This is a genomic window from Pseudoalteromonas sp. S2893, from assembly GCF_005887105.1.
GTDB lineage: Bacteria > Pseudomonadota > Gammaproteobacteria > Enterobacterales > Alteromonadaceae > Pseudoalteromonas > Pseudoalteromonas atlantica.
Genome location: NZ_PNCY01000056.1, coordinates 14,652 through 32,446, shown reverse-complemented (window position 1 = coordinate 32,446; position 17,795 = coordinate 14,652). Strand labels below are relative to the sequence as shown.

General features: G+C 41.2%; 13 protein-coding genes and 1 pseudogene. 4 read left to right on the top strand and 10 right to left on the bottom strand.

Annotated elements, in window-relative coordinates; genetic code table 11:
• Positions 1-11: 11 nt before the first annotated feature.
• The gene (gene ccoN / locus CWC04_RS18065; RefSeq protein WP_004588826.1) at positions 12-1,445 is read right to left on the bottom strand and encodes a cytochrome-c oxidase, cbb3-type subunit I; all 1,434 of its coding nucleotides are present in this window, start codon (positions 1,443-1,445) and stop codon (positions 12-14) included.
• 339 nt (positions 1,446-1,784) lie between these two features.
• Here ccoN and CWC04_RS18060 point away from each other — a divergent pair, with 339 nt between their 5' ends.
• The 3 genes from CWC04_RS18060 (at position 1,785) to CWC04_RS18050 (ending at position 7,168) form a co-directional block, all read left to right on the top strand.
• Positions 1,785-2,210, top strand: coding sequence for a hypothetical protein (locus tag CWC04_RS18060; protein ID WP_138686076.1), 426 nt, complete (start codon positions 1,785-1,787; stop codon positions 2,208-2,210).
• Positions 2,211-3,129: 919 nt separating this feature from the next.
• The gene (locus CWC04_RS18055; RefSeq protein WP_029774528.1) at positions 3,130-5,712 is read left to right on the top strand and encodes a TonB-dependent receptor; all 2,583 of its coding nucleotides are present in this window, start codon (positions 3,130-3,132) and stop codon (positions 5,710-5,712) included.
• 103 nt (positions 5,713-5,815) lie between these two features.
• The gene (locus CWC04_RS18050; RefSeq protein ID WP_024032591.1) at positions 5,816-7,168 is read left to right on the top strand and encodes a hypothetical protein; all 1,353 of its coding nucleotides are present in this window, start codon (positions 5,816-5,818) and stop codon (positions 7,166-7,168) included.
• Positions 7,169-7,234: 66 nt separating this feature from the next.
• Here CWC04_RS18050 and CWC04_RS18045 read toward each other — a convergent pair whose 3' ends face one another.
• The 8 genes and pseudogenes from CWC04_RS18045 to CWC04_RS18010 form a co-directional block, all read right to left on the bottom strand.
• A complete protein-coding gene (locus CWC04_RS18045; protein WP_004588905.1) occupies positions 7,235-7,486 on the bottom strand; it encodes a hypothetical protein in 252 nt (83 codons plus the stop codon).
• A gap of 17 nt (positions 7,487-7,503) precedes the next feature.
• Positions 7,504-8,340, bottom strand: coding sequence for a peptidoglycan binding protein CsiV (locus CWC04_RS18040; protein WP_138686075.1), 837 nt, complete (start codon positions 8,338-8,340; stop codon positions 7,504-7,506).
• Complete coding sequence (mfd, locus tag CWC04_RS18035) at positions 8,340-11,813, bottom strand: transcription-repair coupling factor (RefSeq protein ID WP_138686074.1); 3,474 nt, start codon at positions 11,811-11,813, stop codon at positions 8,340-8,342. Before mfd ends, CWC04_RS18040 begins: the two co-directional genes overlap by 1 nt.
• A 51-nt stretch (positions 11,814-11,864) precedes the next feature.
• Positions 11,865-12,758: a carbon-nitrogen hydrolase gene (locus CWC04_RS18030; RefSeq protein WP_004588908.1), complete on the bottom strand. Its 894-nt coding sequence runs from the start codon at positions 12,756-12,758 to the stop codon at positions 11,865-11,867.
• Positions 12,755-13,810: an agmatine deiminase family protein gene (locus CWC04_RS18025; protein ID WP_138686073.1), complete on the bottom strand. Its 1,056-nt coding sequence runs from the start codon at positions 13,808-13,810 to the stop codon at positions 12,755-12,757. The genes CWC04_RS18030 and CWC04_RS18025 overlap by 4 nt, the downstream gene beginning before the upstream one ends.
• A 57-nt stretch (positions 13,811-13,867) precedes the next feature.
• On the bottom strand, positions 13,868-14,476 hold the full coding sequence (locus CWC04_RS18020) for a PilZ domain-containing protein (RefSeq protein ID WP_024032596.1): 609 nt from the start codon (positions 14,474-14,476) through the stop codon (positions 13,868-13,870).
• A 381-nt stretch (positions 14,477-14,857) separates the two neighbouring features.
• A complete protein-coding gene (locus CWC04_RS18015; RefSeq protein ID WP_054982350.1) occupies positions 14,858-15,625 on the bottom strand; it encodes a haloacid dehalogenase type II in 768 nt (255 codons plus the stop codon).
• A pseudogene (locus CWC04_RS18010) lies at positions 15,625-16,276 on the bottom strand (peroxiredoxin-like family protein). Before CWC04_RS18010 ends, CWC04_RS18015 begins: the two are co-directional and overlap by 1 nt.
• 120 nt (positions 16,277-16,396) lie before the next feature.
• Here CWC04_RS18010 and CWC04_RS18005 point away from each other — a divergent pair.
• Positions 16,397-17,284 carry a LysR family transcriptional regulator gene (locus CWC04_RS18005; RefSeq protein WP_024032599.1) on the top strand — a complete coding sequence of 296 codons (888 nt, stop codon included), beginning with the start codon at positions 16,397-16,399 and terminating at the stop codon, positions 17,282-17,284.
• On the opposite strand, the gene CWC04_RS18000 is transcribed toward CWC04_RS18005, so the two are convergent.
• On the bottom strand, positions 17,264-17,779 hold the full coding sequence (locus tag CWC04_RS18000) for a DUF2937 family protein (protein ID WP_138686072.1): 516 nt from the start codon (positions 17,777-17,779) through the stop codon (positions 17,264-17,266). The genes CWC04_RS18005 and CWC04_RS18000 overlap by 21 nt on opposite strands.
• Positions 17,780-17,795 lie beyond the last annotated feature (16 nt).

The window sequence follows — 17,795 nt, the reverse complement described above, 5'->3', positions numbered from 1 at the left end:
ATCTCACTCCGTTATGCTAATTGTGCTTGCGCGTCTAACTTCAGTGATTCTTTCTCAGCTGAAATTGTACGCAGAACGTTGTAAGCCATAACTAACATACCTGTAACGATGAATACACCGCCTACAAAGCGCATAATATAGAAAGGATGTGATGCTTCTAAAGACTGAACAAAGCTGTACATTAATGTACCGTCAGAGTTAACTGCACGCCACATTAGACCTTGCATAACACCTGAGATCCACATTGCAACAATGTAAAGTACAACACCTACTGTGTGTAACCAAAAGTGCGTGTTAACCAATTTAACGCTGTACATACGACCTTGTGCGAATAACGCAGGGATAAGGTGGTAAATAGCACCAATTGAAATCATCGCAACCCAACCTAGTGCACCTGAGTGTACGTGGCCGATAGTCCAATCTGTGTAGTGAGATAATGCATTTACAGATTTAATTGCCATCATTGGGCCTTCAAACGTAGACATACCGTAGAAAGACAATGAAACAACTAAGAAACGCAGTACTGGGTCAGTACGTAGCTTATGCCAAGCGCCAGAGAGGGTCATTATACCGTTAATCATACCACCCCAAGACGGTACAAATAGGATAATAGACATAACCATACCTAAACTTTGCGTCCAATCAGGAAGCGCAGTGTAGTGAAGGTGGTGAGGACCTGCCCAAATGTAAAGTGAAATAAGTGCCCAAAAGTGAACTACCGATAAACGGTAAGAGTAAACTGGGCGACCTGCTTGCTTTGGTACAAAGTAGTACATCATACCTAAGAAACCAGCCGTTAGTAGGAAACCTACAGCGTTGTGACCGTACCACCACTGAACCATTGCATCTACCGCACCTGCGTAGATTGAGTATGATTTAGTTAACGACACAGGCACTGCCATGCTGTTTACAATGTGTAGCACTGCAACAGTAATAATAAAGCCAGCGTAAAACCAGTTAGCAACGTAGATGTGCGATACTTTACGTTTGATCAGCGTACCAAAAAATACCACTGCGTAAACTATCCATACTACCGCGATTAAAATATCGATTGGCCACTCAAGCTCTGCATATTCTTTAGAGCTAGTAATACCCAGTGGTAATGTAATTACGGCTAATACAATAACAAGCTGCCAACCCCAAAAAGAGAAAGCGGCGAGTTTGTCTGAGAAAAGGCGCGTTTGACAAGTACGTTGAACGACGTAATAAGACGTCGCAAAAAGTGCACTGGTACCAAATGCGAAAATTACTGCGTTCGTGTGTAACGGACGTAGTCGAGAGTATGTTAACCATGGTGTATCAAAGTTAAGTGCTGGCCAAGCTAATTGGGCAGCAATCAGAACCCCAATACTCATGCCAACGATGCCCCAAATCACTGTCATAATAGCGAATTGGCGTACAACTTTATAGTTATACTCAGTTTGTGATGCTACTGTTTGGCTCATTTTCTGGCTTCCGCTGCAATAAATGCGTTTAGAAATGAATTACCCACCGTTTAAAGTGGGGCCTACTATTTTCCCCAAGCGTATTACCTAAAACGTTCAAAGCCTGAATGCTTCAGAAAACAAACTCGAGAAACCCTTATTTTTTGCGGGTGAAATGATAAATTTTTTGGCCTAAAAAAGATAGGTCAATTACATAAAATTATGACATCAATCAAAGTTTGTGAGTTTGTTGTTTATTTTTTGATACAGATTGTACCTATATTAACCAAACATCACACTGGCTATTGTTATTTCAAAGCATGCTAATTAAGATTTGTTTTTATTTAGCGCGGATTTGTTATGCATATATATAGATTATCTTTGTTTTTAATGCTGTTTTTTGTATTAACAGGCTGTGACAATGCCAATCAAAAAGATCAAAAAGCACTGTTAAAAACAAATTGCGACACGAATCAGCGCTGTATTTATAATACCGGTGTTAAAGTATGGTTAAGTGATAAAAATATTACCCCCGAAACCCCCTTTAATATTTACCTTGATTTACCCGCCCACCTAAAAATAGATAACGCTAAGCTTGAAAGTATCACCATGTATATGGGTTTTATTCCGCAAAAGTTCACTAAAGAAGCAACTATTTATAAAAGTGACACTATGGTGGGCATATGCTCTGAGAAAAATATGCTGTGGCAACTGATGCTTAATTTAAGCAATGTTCAAACTGGTGAGCAAATCACTCATTTTTATAATTTTTATGTGACGTATTAAGGTACCTTTTTCCTGCCAATCATTTTTTTAGCTGGCGCATAATAAAAGTCAGCTATTAATAAGGTATTACTATAATAAGCTATTCCTATAATAAAGCAGTACTATTAAGCGGACGTCTTTCATATGCAGAGCTGCAATAGTAGGTGTATAAAATTGTATTTAAAGCACTAACACACATTTAAACCTCTTTGCTACCTTGTATGCCGTAACCTTTTTTTCATTCTCATCTGTTTTATGTTGGTGTGCTTGCTCGTTCTTGTTATAGAGTGAATTGCCTTACGCCAATAGGGGGCTCCGTCATATTTATAGTAAAAGCGTATTACTTGTATTACTGAGCATGTAAAAAAGTAAATCCTGCTTACTTTCATGATCACTATTTTAATAAGGCTAAACGCCCTCAAATTAAGACCCTCTAACGATTTGCTAAATCAAATAACTCCTCCTGATCCGAGCAAACGTTGAAGTCTCGCTGAACAAAAAATATTACCCAAAAAACTAAATAAATAGCTTAATAAGACTATTTAAGCGGTAAATCTGCATATTTATGGTTATTAATTTTATTACAGCTTTACGGTTTTACTAATGCGCTGTGATTAATATGTTAATTTTTCTAAAAAGGGTATATTTATCTATTAATTACATTTGATTACAATCTGCATAACTTTGATTTCAGGTGTGTTTTAATTGCTTTATTCTTGTTGTATGGCTATGATTTTTAATTGTTTTTTTTAGTTAACACTGCAACAAGTTATAACCTTTGTACCTTTTTTGGTTATTCTTTTTTGGTGTTGTATATATAACGATCTCTCATTAAGTTTTTGTTCAGTTAACTCAGCCTAAGTTGCCCCCCTGACTCACAATTCTTATAAAAAGTGAGCATTACCAATCAAGGTAAATTTCCAACAAGTAGGGTTTATTCATGAAAAAATCAACTCTTGGTTTAGCTGTAATCGCAGCAATCCCAATGTTCTCAAGTATGCAAGTAGTAGCGGCCGAAGATGGCGCAAACGCTATTGAAAAAATTCAAGTAACGGGTTCTCGCATTAAGCGCGCAGATATGGAAACCGCTAGCCCAGTTACTTTAATCGGTGCAGATGACATTGCTGCAACCGGCGCAGTTTCGGTTGATGCCGTATTACAAAAAATGACTGCTACTGGTGGTGCAATGACCAACCCAGGTATCAATAATGGTTCTGGTGGTAATGCTTCTATCGATTTACGTGGTTTAGGTTCACAACGTACATTAGTACTTGTAAATGGCCGTCGTATGATCAACTCAGGCACAGGTGCTGCCTCTACTGTTGATTTAAACACTATTCCTGTTTCGATGATCAAGCACATTGAAGTACTTAAAGATGGTGCATCTGCAGTATACGGTACTGATGCGGTTGCAGGTGTTGTAAACATCATCTTAAAAGATGACTTTGAAGGTTTAGACTTAAATGTTAAATCTGCAATCACTACAGAAGGTGATGCTGATGAAACGTCTTTCGATATCACTATGGGTGGTAGCTTTGGTCGTGGTAACGTTGTAATTGGTCTTCAGTACACTGACCGTGGTGACGCATCTCAAGCAGATCGTAGCTTCTCTGATTGTCCATTAACTGAAGATGGCGACGGCAGTGCACCTTACTGTTCTGGTTCTTCATACACGCCAAATGGCCACGTATGGTCAGGTGATGAATCACTACAAGGTCAAGCAGACAACGGTTGGCATGACTTTGGTTCTGATGATGCGTACAACTACTCATCAGACAGCTACCTATACACGCCTATGCGTCGTTTAAACCTTACAGGTATTGGTAGCTTCGATTTAACAGATGACACGCGTTTATACTCAGAATTCACATACTCTAAGCGTTGGTCAGAGCAACAAATGGCACCACAGCCAGTATGGTTTGACTTTGATTACACTGAAGAAATGGGCGATTCACTAACAAGCCACAATATTAACTACGGTGATGAAGTTTCTTACGGTCGTCGTATGACAGACACAGGTACTCGTGATTTCTCACAAGTTGTTGACACTGTGCGTACTGTAGTAGGTGCTGCAGGTTACCTTGACAGTGGTTACGATTGGGATGTGTCAGTAATTTTTGGTCGTAACGATTCAGTTGACCGTTTAAGCAACCTTCACAACATGGGCTCTATCCAAGATGCAATCGAAGCGGGTGACTTTAACCCACTTATGCAATCTTCTTGGTCTGCTGAGAACTTAAGTGATTACGTTTACACTGAGCAAAACTCAGGTGGTAGCCAATTACTAATGTTCACTGCATCATTAGCTGGTGAAGTAATGGAACTTCCTGCAGGTTACGTAGGTTTTGCTGCTGGTGTTGAGCGCCGTGAAGAAAAAGCATGGTACATCCCAGATTCAATCACATCACAAGGTCTTGCAAACGACCCACGTGTTGAGCCAACAAGCGGTCGTTTTGACGTAAACGAAGCGTACTTAGAGCTTGCAATTCCTTTAGTTAGCGATGCGTTCTTAGCGCAAAACGTTGAACTAAGCACTGCAATCCGTGCTTTCGATTACAGCACTTTTGGGTCTGACGAAACATGGAAACTTGGTTTAACTTGGCGTGTAAACGACGAAGTAATGCTACGTGGTGTTCGCTCTACAGCATTCCGTGCGCCTACAGTAGCTGAGCTATACTCAGGTAATTCACCTTCGTTTGAACAAGTTAGCTTCCCTGGTGCACAAGACCAAGCAGAAGTAACTGTTGGTGGTAATGACCAATTAACGCCTGAAGAAGCTGATACGCTAACAGCAGGTATTGTGTACGAGCCAGAGTGGTTTGAAGGTTTCTCAATGACGTTAGATTACTACGACATTGAAATTGAAAACGCAATTGCTACTGTTAACAACCAATACATAGTTGACTCTTGTTTAGCAACAGATGGTTCATTAGCTAACCAAAGTACTGCGTTATGTAGCTCTGCTGCGGTATCGTTTAACCAAAGCACTGGCCGTATTGCTTTTAATAACCAACTACAAAACGTAGGTTACGAGCAAACTAAAGGCTACGACTTAAACTTAAACTACACATTTGATGCAGCTGGTCTGGCGTGGAATACATCACTAGATGTTACTTACCTAGACGAGTACCTAGTAGATGTTGTTGAATCAAGCATTGATTACGCTGGTTTAATTACTTCTGGTATCGGTGGTTATGCAGATGTTAAAGCTAACTTTGAACTAACTGTGAAAGGCGATGCTTGGAACGCAAACTACAAAGCACGCTACATTGCAGGAATGGATAGCTACAGCTGTCAAGGTGATGAGTCATCATGTTATGCGCCTACAACGCCTTCAGTTGTATACCACGACATAAGCGGTGCTTACATCTTTAACGAGACTGTGTCAGTAACAGCAGGTGTTAACAACTTATTTGATAAGCAACCTCCTTACTACACAGGTAACAACGATTCTAACACTGACCCGTACACATACGATGTACTAGGTCGCCGTGTATTTGCTGGTGTAAACGTTAAGTTTTAATTAGCACATTAATCGTATTAAGGCTCAGTGTTTACTGGGCCTTTTTTATTGAACAAAATTAAGGAGACCAGTACACTTATACACTCAATAAAAGGAGAGTTGTTTGATAAAACAAGACGAAAATTTATCTTTTGTCATAGAACCAGAGTTATCCCCGCGCTCTGAGCAGCGTATCGACCTGTATTTTTCTATACCCAATGAAATGGGTATAAACGTGCAAACCCTCAGTGAAGAATCTTATTTTAATAACCACTTTAAATCGCACTTAGCTTATAACGCTAAAAACATACACTTACCCTTAGTGCGTAGCCGCTTTGTTAGTAAAAACAAAGGTGAGCAACAAGATTACCGCCAAAACCTTAATTTGTACTGTTATCAGGTGCGTTTAGCGCTCGACGCTGATATTAAAGATGCATTAAAAATTCAAGAAGTGGATGCTTTTTATGCCCGTGCACAAGAGCTGTTTGAGCAAAGTGAAGGGCTGCTAAAAAAGCTGCGCAGATATACTCCCGATGATGAAAAACTGGTGCCGTTTTACACCAATGCCGATAACTATTTAAGTTGGCATGTGGAGCAGTCGTTTTTAAAACTATTAGATGAAGGCCCACGCAGCAGTGACTTTGCGAAAGAGCGCAACGACTTACTGCAATTTTGTAAAAACGAAAATACATACCGGTTTGAGCAAAATTACAACTCAGAAACCACGTTGCAAGATGGTAACCGCATTACAAATAAAATGCGTTTACTGCAGCGCCTTATAGAGCACGGCGTTATTTTGCATCGCAATACGCGTTATTTAAATAGTTACCTAAAGCGTTTAGTAAAAGGCACGGTTACAGCTGTCATTATGGCATTTGTAATGGTGGTTATACTTAATGCGCGCTCAACCTTTACCGAAGTTACCGCTACCCTTATTTTAATATTAGGGGTTATTTACGGCTTGCGTGAGATATTTAAAGAAGACATTACACGGGTAATTTGGCGTGCTATTGTACGCGGGCGTCCTAAATGGCGGTTTGTATTTAAAAACAGCATCACTAAAGACCGCGTTGCAAGTCAGTTTGTGTGGCTTGAGTATATGCGTTTTAAAAAAATCCCTAGTGAAGTAAAAACAATATTTTCAAAAAGGCGTCAGCAAAACAAGCTAGCCGCGCAGTGGCTGCATTTTGCCAGTGAAACACGTGTTTCTGCTAAAGAGTTTTTACCAGGCTACGATACCCTACAGCAAAGTATGCGCTTTAATTTGGCGCCCTTTGCACGGTATTTAAAACGCGGTGAGGGCAAGCTGTATCATTTAGATGGTAATAAAATATCAAAGCAAGCGGTTGAAAGGCGCTACCAGTTAAATTTGGTGATGGTATTAAAAGATGAGGAAAGAACTTTATACCAGCGTTACAAAATAACCCTCAATCGCAGTAAAATAGTCAATATTGAACTTATTTACTCTAAAAAATAGAAATAAAAAAGGGATAGCTACGGCTATCCCTTAGTGTCATGTAAATTTACCTAATTTAGCGCAGTATTACTGTGTAATACCGTGCTTAGAATAAATAGTTACCTTGTCTGAAACGAGTGTTATTTCAATGTTTTTAGACTCATCACCCCATACACAATTAGTATGTAGGGTTTTTTCAACGCAGTTATCAGCAGAGCCTAAAATAGCTTCTACTTCGGCTTTATCCATGCCAACTTCAATTTTTTCGTAGTTTTCTAGGCTTACTTTTGAACAAGCTGCCAGGCTTAGCGTTGCTGCGATGATCAGGAGTTTTTTCATTGTTATGTCCTATTGATTTAGTGTTTATACTTGCGTATTTGTACAATCATGCCCATACGAGGATGATCAAAGTAATGGATTTCACCACTTATTACACGTTTAAATTGTGAAAAGCGGGCCGATTCTATATCCCCATTAGGTAGTTTTTCGTTTACGTCAAAATCAGCGGTTATGTAAAGGTAGTGGCGTAAATGTATTTTAAATAAACCATCTAGCTCCCAATAGCTTAAGGGCTGCTCTGAGCTATCAAATAGCTGTGGCTTACTTTGTACTAGGCTAATAAAGTCGGGATTTGAATAATTAGGCGTAGTGTTAACGTCGCGTTTTATATGATCCCCAGAAATTAAATGTATGCTTGGCGCACGCGATTTACTTGCCCCTTCAAAGCGCCAGCCGGTATGTAGTAGCGGGGCTAAACCTTTTCTGTCCAAAGCGCGGCGCTGGGCAGTAAATTGTAATTGCTCTGGTGCGAGTAAATAGGGCTCATCCATTGTATCTTGTGCCGGTGCTAATGGCGTAACGGGTAACTCGTCGTAACTTTGCATAAAGTCGATACTGTTATCACACACACCCGATTGTGGGTTGGCATTAACTAAAGAATCGGTAAACGAGCGTTTTTGAAAGCGACTATCGCCATCTATACATGCCTGCATAGCTTGCTCTGTGTATAAAGGGGTGAGTAGCTCTAACGTATTTTTCGCCTTAAGGGGCTCGTGCTTTAAGCTAAAGTCTTCTTGTAAATAGGGGGCAGGGCGCTGTTTAAATACCAGCACTTCTACTTCAAACCAACGTTCTGCAAATGCGGTGCTGCTAAATAAGCAACATAACACGATAAGCGATTTTTTTAGCAACATTAATGGCTAACCTTTTTTTCGAAATCTGCAATCATTGCAGTGACCATTTTTAAGCGTTCACGAGGGTTTACCTCATTAATCGCAAAGCGCAATTTATTTGCGCCATCCATTTTGTACACATGGGGTGCACTTTGTATCAAGCCTATGATGAAGCTAGGATTAACCTTCGTATTTTGGCTAAATTCAAAGTATCCCCCTTTAGGGTTTGCTTCTATTTTTGTAATTCCTAAATCGCTGGCACGCATTTTTAGTTGCTGCATACTAAATAGGTTTTTAGTGGCATCAGGTAATAAACCAAAGCGGTCTATAAGCTCTACTTGTAATTCGTCCATATCGGCAAGGTTAGCACAACTTGCAATGCGCTTGTACATACCTAAACGCGCATTAACATCGTGTATGTAATCATCAGGTAGTAAGGCAGGGAGTTTTAAATCAACTTCAGTTTGCTGCTGAAGCAGGTTTTCAAGCGTTGGCTCTTTACCATTTTTAAGGGCATTAACCGCTTGCTCTAGCATTTCCATATACAAGCTAAAGCCAATAGTTTGCATTTGCCCTGATTGATCGTCGCCTAATAGCTCACCCGCACCACGTATTTCTAAATCATGTGTGGCAAGGGCAAAACCTGCGCCTAAATCTTCCAACGACTCAATTGCTTGTAAGCGTTTAGTGGCATCTTTAGAAAGTGCTTTAGCATCGCCGGTTAATAAATAAGCATACGCTTGGTGGTGGCTTCGCCCAACACGACCGCGTAATTGGTGTAATTGCGCAAGGCCAAGTTTATCGGCTCTGTCCATAATAATAGTATTAGCAGTAGGCACATCAATACCGGTTTCGATAATGGTGGTACATACCAGTACATTGTATTTTTGATGATAAAAGTCTGTCATTATTTGCTCAAGCTCTTGCTCTCGCATTTGCCCATGAGCAGAGGTGACACTAGCCTCTGGCACCCATTCGCTGATCTCTTGCGAGACTCGCTCAATAGTCTCAACATTGTTATGCAAAAAGTACACTTGGCCGCCGCGTTTAATTTCACGCAGTATGGCTTCGCGTATTAAGTCGCTGTCGCGTTGGCGTACAAAGGTTTTAACCGCTAAACGCTTAGCAGGTGGGGTGGCAATAATTGATAAATCACGCATGCCGCTCATCGCCATATTTAAAGTACGCGGAATAGGCGTTGCAGTAAGCGTTAATATATCTACATCAGCACGTAATGACTTTATTTTTTCTTTTTGGCGCACACCAAAGCGGTGCTCTTCATCAACAATCAGTAAACCTAAGTCGTTAAATTTAATATCTTGCTGAATTAATTTATGCGTTCCAATAACGATATCGAGTTTACCGTCGGCCATTTTTTCAAGCGTGTCTTTTTGCTCTTTAGTTGAATTAAAGCGCGACAACACTCCCACTTCGATAGGGAAATCGGCAAAGCGGTCTTTAAAGTTTTCATAATGTTGCTGAGCCAGCAGGGTGGTTGGTACTAACACGGCGACTTGTTTGTTATCGTTAACCGCTACAAACGCGGCGCGCATAGCCACTTCTGTTTTACCAAAGCCTACATCACCACACACTAAACGGTCCATAGCAAGTTTTGATTGCATATCACCAAGTACGGCTTCAATGGCATTACGCTGATCGTCGGTTTCTTCAAATGGAAAGCTGTCGCTAAATTGGCGATAGCTTTGCCCATCGAGTGCAAATTTGTTACCTGGTTTTGCTTGGCGCTGTGCGTAAATATCTAATAGTTCGGCGGCTACGTCGCGTACTTTTTCGGCGGCACGCTTTTTGGCTTTCTCCCAGGCATCTGAGCCAAGTTTGTGAAGCGGGGCGCTTGCTTCTTCACCGCCCGAATAACGGCTTAGCATATGCAGTGCCGATACCGGCACATACAATTTTGCTTCACCGGCATAGGTTATGGTAACAAACTCAGTGATTACACCTGCCGCGTCAATTGTTTGCAGGCCTTGATAGCGACCAACACCGTGATCAAGGTGCACAATTGGCTGGCCCTCTTTAAGCTCAGCTAAGTTACGAATTAACGCATCTTGGCTTGCTTCGTATTTATGTTTACGGCGCCTGCGTTGCGACACTTTAATACCTAACAGCTCTTGCTCGGTAATAATAGAAAGGCTAGGTTTTGTGCCCAGTACAACACTTTGCTCAAGAGGGCTTACAATTAAGCCTACATCGCTTTGGCTTTGTGTAAATTGCTGTAAGCTTTCAAATTCTTTAAACTTTAAGCCGCTTGGCTTAAGCACGCTTAATAGAGACTCGCGGCGACCATCAGACTCAACACTTAATAAAATACGGCTTTTTTTCTTTTTTTGCTCTGCCACATAGTTAATAAATGCGCCGTAGGGTTCGTGTTGTTTATGATCGATTCGTACTGCGGGCAGCTCGCTCACATTTAAGTTTTTATTGCCTGCTTTAGTGGGTAATTTAGCTTGCGATAAACGTATTCGTGCAAACTCACCTAAATTAGAAAACAACTCATTAATAGGTTGATACAACTCGCTGGGCGCCAGTAGTGGACGCAGAGGATCTACTTTACGGTTTTCGTAGCGTACGTTTACATCGTGCCAAAAGGTATCTGCGGCGTGTTCTAAATCACCTAGTTGCATAACCGTAGTGGTGTTTGGCAAGTAATCAAAAATGGTGGCAAGCTTTTCAAAAAACAGCGGCATGTAGTATTCAATACCGGCAGGCCAAGTACCTTTGCTTACTTGCATGTAAACAGAGTCTTGCTCTGAGCTGGCACCAAATTTATCGCGATAATTTATTCTAAAACGCTCAACGTCTGCTTCGTTGGTTGGAAATTCATGCGCGGGCAGTAACTCAATTTTATCTACTTTTTCATCTGAGCGCTGGGTTTCTACGTCAAATAAACGAATAGAGTCGAGTTCATCGTCAAAAAAGTCGAGCCTAAATGGGTGCACACTGCCCATTGGGTACAAATCAACAATAGAGCCACGTATTGCGTATTCGCCGTGCTCCATTACTTGTTGTACGTTTAAATATCCTGCTTGTTCTAAATTACTGCGCAGGTTATGGGTGTCGAGTTTATCGCCTACTTTAAAATTAAGAGTAGAGCCATAAATAAACGAAGCAGGCGCAGTACGTAGCATTAACGTAGATACAGGCACTATAAGTACGCTTTGCTGCTCGTTTTTTAAAGTGTTTAAAGTGGCTAAGCGCGCTGAAATAATATCTTGGTGCGGAGAAAAATGGTCATACGGCAAGGTTTCCCAATCAGGAAATACCATTACCGGGTTATCTGGCAATAAGTATTCGAGCTCGGTTTCAAGCCGTAATGCGCTTGGCGTATCTGGCGTAACTATAAGCACTAAATCGTTTTGCTGCTTTACACCTTCTGCAATGGCTATACTTAGTGCACTGCCAGTTAGCTGCCCCCATTGAATTTTATCTTTTTGAGATTTTACCCACGGCAAGGCTGCCCATTGCTCAAACGCCATTTAGTGCTCCATTTTATAGTTGGCGTTTGCTCACAAACGCCATGCAGTTATTTAGTCTCGGTAAATTTTTGTTAAGTCTTGATAGTGATCAATTCTGCGGTCGCGTAAGTACGGCCATATACGTCTTACGTTTTCAGAGGCTTTTTGATCAAGTTCTACTACTAAAATTTGCTCATCAGTATTGTTCGCCTCTGAGAGCATTTCACCTTGAGGCCCTGCAATAAACGAGTTACCCCAAAATTGTATACCTTCGCTTTGTCCGCTAGGGTCGTTTTCGTGCCCTACACGGTTACAGCTAATAACGGGTACGCCGTTCGCAACCGCATGCGCACGTTGGCTTATTACCCACGCGTCTTTTTGGCGTGTTTGCTCTGCGTTATCATCACGTGGGTCCCAGCCAATTGCAGTTGGGTAAATTAATACTTCTGCGCCAGCCATGGCCATTAAACGGGCCGCTTCAGGGAACCATTGATCCCAGCATACTAAAACACCTAATTTACCCACTGAGGTTTGAATTGGCTCAAAGCCTAAATCGCCTGGGGTAAAGTAAAATTTTTCGTAAAAGCCCGGGTCATCAGGAATGTGCATTTTACGGTATTTACCCGCAATGGTGCCGTCTTTTTCGAGTACCACCGCGGTATTGTGATAAAGCCCGGTGGCACGTTTTTCAAACAGTGAAGCCACAATAACGATGCCTAGCTCTTTAGCAAGCTCGCCCAGTGTATTTGTGCTTGGGCCCGGAATTGTTTCGGCTAAGTCAAATACATCAACATCTTCTGTTTGACAAAAATACAGACTACGATGCAGCTCTTGCAAAACCACAAGCTGTGCGCCTTGCTTAGCAGCATCACGAATGCCAGCAATCGACTTTGCCATATTTTGGCAGGCGTTATCACTGTTAGTTTGTTGCACTAAGGCAACGGTTAATTTTGCAGGGCTTGTCATTGTGCTGCTCCAGCTAAAAATCCACGAGGTAACTGCATGGTAATGCAATGTAAACTACCAAATTGTTCAATAATAGGTAGGCAATTAACGCCAATAATAGTGTGCGCTGGGTACGCTTTTTGAACTTGCGCTAGCGCCAGTGCGTCGTTGTCATCGTTATACGTAGGGACTAAAACCGTATTATTGATAATCAAGTAGTTTGCGTACGTTGCCGGTAAACGGGTGTTGTCATCATCAAACACTGGTTTTGGCCACGGCAAATCAATTAACGTATATGGGGTATTATTTTGCGTTTTAAAGCTTTGCAGCTGCTTTTCCATCGCATCTAATGCGTTAAAGTGCTCATCTTCTTTAGCATCGCACTTAACATACACAAGTGTATTATTGGGTGCAAAACGGACCAGTGTGTCGATATGGCTGTCGGTATCGTCACCAGCTAAGTAGCCATGATCTACCCATAAAAAGTCAGTTGCGCCTAAATGCGTTGTTAAAATTGACTCAATATCGCCTGATGATAAATCGGGGTTGCGGTTTTTATTCAGTAAACATTCGCTGGTTGTAAGCAACACACCGTGTTCGTTAATTTCAATGCCGCCACCTTCAAGTACCACATTTAGGGCTTGGTAATCAGTGTTTGGATTACTTAGCTGGTTTACCAGTACGGCGTTAATTTTATTATCGAGGGCACTTTCGAACTTATTACCCCAGCCATTAAAGATAAAGTCGTAAATTTTAAGTTGGCGAGCGTCGTCAATATTTGCGCAGGTAATAGGGCCGTGATCCCGTGCCCAGGTATCGTTTGTTGGTGTAACAACAAAGTGCACGTGGCTTAAGTTTATATTCGCTTTTGTAAGCAAGGCAGTAATGTGGCTTTTAAGCGCCGTGTTATGGGCAACAATAACAAGCTGCTGCACGGCTGTGATATGTGTTGCAAGCTCAACATAAACAGGCTCTACGCGTTCAAGCGTATCAGCCCAGTCGGTCTGTGCATGGGGCCAGGTAAGCATAACGGCGTCTTGCTCAGCCCATTCAGGTAAAAGTCTAAAGTTCATGAAGTTTTGATACAAATTACGGTGGCACTAGTTTAGCATTTTACATGCATATGTCAGCTATTTATCGCTGCTAGAATCATCGTCAATTTGCTCGAGTTCTTGGCGTTTTTTTAGCTGGCGTGTTTGTGCATGTAAGCTGGCTCTGACAACTAATTCTTGGTCTGTGGTTCTTATTGCAGTAAACAGTAATGTGTATTGGTAGTGTTCGCTGTCTTGTTTTTCAACGGCCACAACTTCTGTATAACAGTATACGGCTGAGGCTTCGTGGTGCAAAAATAGCTTTGTTCTAAATGCTTGGCCTATTGCGTATACATCAGGCGAAGTAAAGCGAATGCCGCCTCCGCCGTAGCTATCGCACTGTATGGCGTTATCTTGAGCTTGCTCTGAGGCTAAAATGTGGCTCATTATTAAATCAATTTTACGCGACTGTGCTTGTAAAAAAGCCGCCAGCTCTTGTGCTAAATCGCCTAAGTTTCTAAGGGGTCTTAAAGAGGCCTGTTCAAGCTCACTGACTTCGTTAGCTAGCTTAAATAGAGGTGGTATGTCGTCTTCAAGCGCGAGTTGAGATTGCGGCACTAACTGATTTTCTACAGCAAATAAGTTTACTCGAATGCTTTCATTTATTTGAAAGTATTCTTCAAATTCGCTTAATCTTTGACTGTTCATAATTATCTCCACTGCGTATTCATTAAATAGTAGCGTTGTGGGGAGTAAATTGCTAGCAGATAAAAATGCTAAATGGTTTGTTTATAAGCCAGTTTTTAAGAATGTTGATTAGGGCGTGTTGAACTTTGCGGATTGAAATTTGTTCAATCTAGGGGCGATTAAATTGCGGCGTGAGGTTTGTAACCTAGTGGACATGATAACTGCTCCTGCGTTTCGCCTATTTATGTGGAATAACCACACTTATAGGCTCTGTCTTGCCTAAAAACCAAACACACTGCTGCAAATTCAACTATTAAAAATCAACACGCCCTAATAAAAAAAGCGGCCAATGTCATCCTAACATCGGCCGCTTGGGTATTGATTAATTAGCGCTGGGAGTGCTTATTTAAGTAGAGCGGCTAATTCATGTAAATCTTTCACAACGTGGTCTGGTTTTTTTGCCAGTGGGTAAAGTGTTTTACCTGGGCGGGCTATAAAGGTTGTTTGTAACCCGGCTTCTTTAGCGCCTGCTACATCCCAACCGTGCGCCGCTACCATCATTGCTTCATTTGCTTTTACATTTAATTTTGTTAGCACCCACTCATAGGCACGTAAGTCTGGTTTATAAATTTTAATATCTTCAATGCTGTAACGCGCATCAAAGAACGACATTAATCCAGCGCTCTCAAACTGGGCTTTAACGCCTTTGTTCGAAGAATTTGTCAGACTTACTAACTTATAGCCCTGTGCTTTGAGTTTTGCCAGTCCTTCTTTCACATCTTTGTGAGGAGGTAGGGTTAAAAGCGGGGTGACTATGGCTGTTTTTGCTTGTTCATTCGTAATAGCTATGTTGTTATTTTTGGCAACCATGCGCAGCGATGCAACGCCAATTTGACCAAAATCGTGGTAATTGCCACTTACAGTATCAACGAGTGAATGATGCAACATGGTCGAAAACCAAAGTGGTAATAAATCCTCACGCCCGCCAAGCGCTTTACCAATAGAGGTGCGCATGGAGGTTAAATCTAACAAGGTTTCGTTTACATCAAAAATAAGTACTTTAGGTTTCACTTGTGCCTGTGGCTCCTCAGCCATAGCGTAGCCAGAGGCAAGGCTAGTACCAACAAGAAGTGATAGGGTAAGGGTTTTTAACGATTTTAAAATAGACATTAGTGTTGCTCCGATTCAAGGGCTGCCAATACATCAGTAGGCTCTGCGCGTAGGGTATAGTCTTCGTTTAAAAAGGCATACGTAATTATGCCTTTTTGGTTAATTACATAGGTTGCTGGTATAGGTAATGTATAACTTTATATTGCCGTAGTACTTTTCAAAATCAATACCAAACTGGCTATAAAGCGCCACAATACGCTCATCTAAAGTAAACAGTAAACCAAATTGCTCGGCTACCTTGTTATTAATATCTGAAAGCACATCGAATTCAAGGGCATTTTTTTGTGCGCTAGATAACGTCTGGTCGGGTAATTGTGGTGATATCGCAACTAACTGCGCATTGTGTGTTTTAAATTCGGGTAAGTGATCGTTAAGTGCTTTTAGCTCTAAATTACAATATGGACACCAGTTACCACGGTAAAAGCTAATTATTACCGGGCCATTATTTAATAAATCAGCGAGCTCAACTTGCTCAGCGCTATGATTGTTTAAACTGAAATTGCTTACTTTAGCGCCTACCTGTAGCGCATTATCTTTTATATGCTGAGCAATGAGATCTTCATTTGTCTGCGCCATAAGGGCTAATACATCGCTAGGTAGCTTCGCTTCTTTTTGCACGTTATAGGCATCAATTTGTGCTTTTAAATTCATTATTAAATCTCGAATATAACTGTACGGCGATTATGGGTGTTTTAGTTATTTAAATATATATTGCAAAACTGAAAGCTTCATTCGAAAATATTAAACATTAAAAACTGCCTAGCCAAATGTATGTATAATTTAAGTGACCTAGAAACATTTATTGCCGTCGTAGAAAATAAAGGGGTGCTTGCAGCTGCGCGTGAGCAACGTTTGTCGCCGGCAACAGTAAGCCACAGGCTAAGCAAGCTCGAGCGCGAGCTTTCAACCGTGTTAGTGTTTAGAGACAGCAGACGAGTAAGGTTATCGCCCGCCGGTGAGCTATTTTATCATCGTGTAGGGGCTATTATAGAAGCCTTGCACGATGCAGAGCACAGCATTGGCGCACGAAGCTCTTCGGTGAGTGGGTTATTACGTGTGACTATGCCACCGTGGGTTTTTTCAAAGTATGTTATGCCTAAGTTGACCGAGTTTGAAACCCAATATCCGCAACTAAAGCTCGACTTTTTAATTACTGATCATTTTGTCAATGTGGTCGATGATGCACAAGATGTGGCAATTAGAGTAGGGCAATTAACCGATTCTGGCCTGCTTTCTCGCAAAATTGTCAACAACTCCCGTATTTTATGTGCAGCGCCAAGTTATATAAAAAAGCATGGTATGCCTTGTACACTAAGCGAACTGAGCACGCACTATTGGGTGTGTTTACCCTGGCAAAGGCAGTTAAAACTGTATGATGAAAATAATAAAATACACACCTTTAATGCCAAAACGCGCTTTACTATTTCTAATTCCGATAACATGACGCAAGCAGCCCTTGCCGGACATGGCATAGCCATTAAATCTAAAATTGCGATTAACGATGAGCTAAGTGCCGGAAACTTAGTAGAGGTGATGCCCAATGTAATGGCACAAAGCGACGCGCCGGTGTGGTTTTTACGGCCTCAAAATAGCTTAACAACCCGTAAAACCGAGGTGTTTTATGAGTTTATGAAGTCTTTATTTGCCAGCTATGAATAAGCGGTAATACCCGCGCTTAATAATGAATAAGGTTACAAAGCCAATAAACTCAGCAAAAATAGCAATAATAATGGCGCTAACAAGCGCTGCTATTATGGAGTCTTTTTTTAACACTATTTGCCCTTCAAAGCGTTGCCATACTTGCTTTTTAATGGTGAGAAATTCGCTGGTTAAAGTAAATAAATAGGGCGATTGGTTAAAGTTATTAACTGCCACTTGTAAAGAGTGCTGGCGATTATTGAGGTTTTTAATATGGGTAGCCCCCTTACCCACAATATCATCCCCAATATTTTCGTAGTGGGCAATTAACTTGTTTAAATCGTTGTTAAAGTAGTTTTGAGCATCTTTTTTAAACGGGGCTAATGCGTTATTTGCTTCAATTAAATGTGCTTCTAAAGCGTGCCCAAAGTCGCTTACAAAGGCCGGTATTTGTACCCCTAATAGTAAACCTGCTGCAAAAAAACTGAGCCTTATGTAATCTAATAATTTACTCATTTGATCTCCTGTTTAC

Excerpts from the sequence above, each read along its gene's own strand:
- ccoN (WP_004588826.1), bottom strand. The coding sequence starts at position 1,445 with ATGAGCCAAACAGTAGCATCACAAACTGAGTATAACTATAAAGTTGTA.
- CWC04_RS18060 (WP_138686076.1), top strand. The coding sequence starts at position 1,785 with ATGCATATATATAGATTATCTTTGTTTTTAATGCTGTTTTTTGTATTA.
- CWC04_RS18055 (WP_029774528.1), top strand. The coding sequence starts at position 3,130 with ATGAAAAAATCAACTCTTGGTTTAGCTGTAATCGCAGCAATCCCAATG.
- CWC04_RS18045 (WP_004588905.1), bottom strand. The coding sequence starts at position 7,486 with ATGAAAAAACTCCTGATCATCGCAGCAACGCTAAGCCTGGCAGCTTGT.
- CWC04_RS18040 (WP_138686075.1), bottom strand. The coding sequence starts at position 8,340 with ATGTTGCTAAAAAAATCGCTTATCGTGTTATGTTGCTTATTTAGCAGC.
- mfd (WP_138686074.1), bottom strand. The coding sequence starts at position 11,813 with ATGGCGTTTGAGCAATGGGCAGCCTTGCCGTGGGTAAAATCTCAAAAA.
- CWC04_RS18030 (WP_004588908.1), bottom strand. The coding sequence starts at position 12,758 with ATGACAAGCCCTGCAAAATTAACCGTTGCCTTAGTGCAACAAACTAAC.
- CWC04_RS18025 (WP_138686073.1), bottom strand. The coding sequence starts at position 13,810 with ATGAACTTTAGACTTTTACCTGAATGGGCTGAGCAAGACGCCGTTATG.
- CWC04_RS18020 (WP_024032596.1), bottom strand. The coding sequence starts at position 14,476 with ATGAACAGTCAAAGATTAAGCGAATTTGAAGAATACTTTCAAATAAAT.
- CWC04_RS18015 (WP_054982350.1), bottom strand. The coding sequence starts at position 15,625 with ATGTCTATTTTAAAATCGTTAAAAACCCTTACCCTATCACTTCTTGTT.
- CWC04_RS18005 (WP_024032599.1), top strand. The coding sequence starts at position 16,397 with ATGTATAATTTAAGTGACCTAGAAACATTTATTGCCGTCGTAGAAAAT.
- CWC04_RS18000 (WP_138686072.1), bottom strand. The coding sequence starts at position 17,779 with ATGAGTAAATTATTAGATTACATAAGGCTCAGTTTTTTTGCAGCAGGT.